The organism is Streptomyces sp. NRRL WC-3549 (assembly GCF_000721935.1).
Classification (GTDB): domain Bacteria; phylum Actinomycetota; class Actinomycetes; order Streptomycetales; family Streptomycetaceae; genus Streptomyces.
The window spans coordinates 72530-75182 of sequence record NZ_KL585401.1; the positions used below are offsets into that span (position 1 = coordinate 72530).

Consider the following 2653-nt stretch of genomic DNA (forward strand, 5'->3'; position numbering starts at 1 on the left):
CCCGCCGGGGGAACCGCCGCCGTGCGCCAGCGGGAGCAGGGTGACGGCCGCCGTGACCACGCAGGCCACCGCCATGCCCGTCACACCGCCCCAGCCGCGCAGCCTGCCGCGCCCCGCCCGGAGGTTCGTCCCCTTCACCGCTCCCCCTTTCACCGGTACTCCGACAGCCTGCGGTTGACCCCGGCGACCGCCGCGACCGCGCCCAGCACGGCGAGGACGGCGGCCCCGACAGGAAGCCCGCCCAACGCCCCGCGACCGCTCCCGGCCGCCGCGGTGAACTCACCCTGCTCATGGGCGAGCGCCTGCTCCAGCGCCTCGTCCACCCGTGCGAAGGACTCGCCCGTGGAGTCCTCGGGGCCGATGACCTGCTCCAGCGCACCCTCGTAGTCGCCCTGGTCGTCCGTGGTCCGTGCCGTGCGGTGGCGCGCCTGCCACTCGGACACCCCGCTGATGGCCCGCGCCACCGGCGCGCTGCCCGGCGAGTCGTCACCGGCCAGCTTCTCGGCGCTCTCCAGCTGGGCGCCGAGCGCCTTCATGCCCGCGCTGTAGTCCGTCTCGTACTGGTCGTGGGAGCCGTCGGGTGTCAGCACCGCGCCCCGGGCCACCAGGGTGAGGTTCTCGTTGGCGCGCGCCTTCAGCGAGTTGATCCGCGCCTTGTTCAGCACGTCGAGCGACTCCTGCCCGTGCACCATGGCGTCCCGCAGCTCGGCCCGGGCCACCGTGTGTCCCACCGCCAGCCACAGCAGCACCACCGTGGCCGCCGCGGTCGCCGCCAGCAGCCCGTGGTTGAACACCCGGTTGGTGCGGCGGTAGGTGCGCCGCTGCATCCACACCAGCGCGGCCAGCGCCACGACCCCCACGCCCAGCGCGAGGAACGGCCACCGCCGGGCGTCGGCGGAGTCGGTGGCGAGCCGGCCGGTCTCCGCCGCGTACAACCGCTCCGCGGCCGGGAGGAGTTCGTCCGTCATCTTCTGGTTGGCGTACCGGAGGTAGGCGCCGCCCAGCGGGAGGCCCTGCCGGTTGTTGGCACGGGCACGCTCGACCAGTCCGGTGTACTCCGGGAGCAGCTCGCCCAGTGCGGTGATCTCCTGGCCGGACGGGGACGAGACCTCGGTGCCGGAGGCGGCCCTCACCAGCAGCCGGGAGGCCTCCTTGACGTCCTCCTCGTACTGCTCGTGGACGTCCTTCGGCTCCTCGGCGCCGGCCAGGAATAAGAGGGACACCTCCAGGGCGGTCACCGCGCCGAACGCCACGACCACCAGGGCCAGTACGGCGCCGATGACCTGCAGCCGGCCCGGCTCCGTCGTCACGGCCGCCCGCAGCCGCCCGGCCGCCACCGACCGGACGCCGCGCTGCGCGGGTACGGTCATGGGCGCGTGAGGCCCCTCGGGCGCGGGCCCCCGATGCGGGTCCGCGTTCGGCGGATGTGTCACTTGACCTCCCCCTCGGTCACTGACGGCGGCCCGGCCCTCCGGCCGGTCGGAGGGAAGGCCCCTGGCCAGAAGTATGGCCGTAGGAACCGCCATTCACCAGGAATGCCCGGATCCCGCGCGGCCCCCGCATTCGATCAGGACCGGGCCCGGATGATCAAGGCGGGTCGCCGGGCCGGCGCCACGCGGGCCCCGAAGCGGGCCGATCCCCCACCATGAACACGTTCGGGACATCTGATCGGTTCCCGTGCGGAAGGGGTGCCCCGCACGGCTGTTGACCCGGGGGCGCCCCGTACGGCCGGGGGCGCCGGGGTCCGCGCGTACGGCCGGCGGACCCCCGGGCATCAGGCGTAGTGCGCGCGCAGCCGGTGGTACGCCTCGGGCGGCGCCCCCAGCTGGTCCAGCCCCAGCAGTCCCGCGCCCAGCACCGGGGGCTGGGCGACCACCCGGATGACCGCCTTCGGCGCCCGCTCGGCCAGCAGCGCGCCGATCCGTCCGTCCAGCCGGGCGTGCCGCGCCGCGAGCACACTGCCGCCCAGCAGGACCGGCACCTCCTCGTCCAGCAGCCCGAGCCGGCCCAGCGCCACCGACGCCATGGCGACCACCTCGTCCGCCAGCCGGTCCACCAGGGCGGACGCCACCGGGTCGCCGGCCGCGCTCGTCGCGAACAGCACCGGCGTCAGCGCGTGCCGCGCCTCCTGCGGGACACGCCCCCGGTGCAGCGCCTCGATCAGCTCGTACATCGAGCCGAGCCCGAAGTGCCCCGGCAGTGCGCGCATCAGCTCCGTCGGCTCGCCGCGGCCGTCCTCGGCCCGCGCGGCGTACCACAGGGCCTCCTCCGCGAGGCCCGAACCGCCGCCCCAGTCACCGGATATGCGGCCGATCGCCGGGAAGCGCGCGGTGCGGCCGTCCGGCCCCATGCCCACGCAGTTGATCCCCGCGCCGCAGACGACGGCCACCCCCCGGGGCTCGTCCACCCCGGCCCGCAGGATCGCGAAGGTGTCGTTGCGGACCTCGACCGTACGGCCCCACCCCCGGCGGAGCAGCGCCTCGGTCAACTCGGCCTCCTCCACCGGGAGGTCGGCGTTGGCCAGGCACGCCGACACGTGCGCCACCCCGTCCACGCGCTCCCCGGCGAGGGACAGGGCCTGCCCGACCGCGGCGGCCAGCACGTCGACCGCCGCCTCCACGCCGACGGCCGGCGGCTGGAACCCTCCGCCGCG

General features: G+C 75.7%; 2 protein-coding genes. Both read right to left on the reverse strand.

Going from position 1 to position 2653, the window contains the following annotated elements; translation table 11 throughout:
• Nucleotides 1–149: 149 nt before the first annotated feature.
• The gene (locus IH13_RS0116840) at nt 150–1433 is read right to left on the reverse strand and encodes a hypothetical protein (RefSeq protein ID WP_031085254.1); all 1284 of its coding nucleotides are present in this window, start codon (nt 1431–1433) and stop codon (nt 150–152) included.
• A 341-nt stretch (nt 1434–1774) separates the two neighbouring features.
• Nucleotides 1775–2653, reverse strand: an 879-nt coding sequence (locus tag IH13_RS0116845) for an N-acetylglucosamine kinase (RefSeq protein ID WP_031085256.1), incomplete at its 5' end; no start/stop codon positions are given.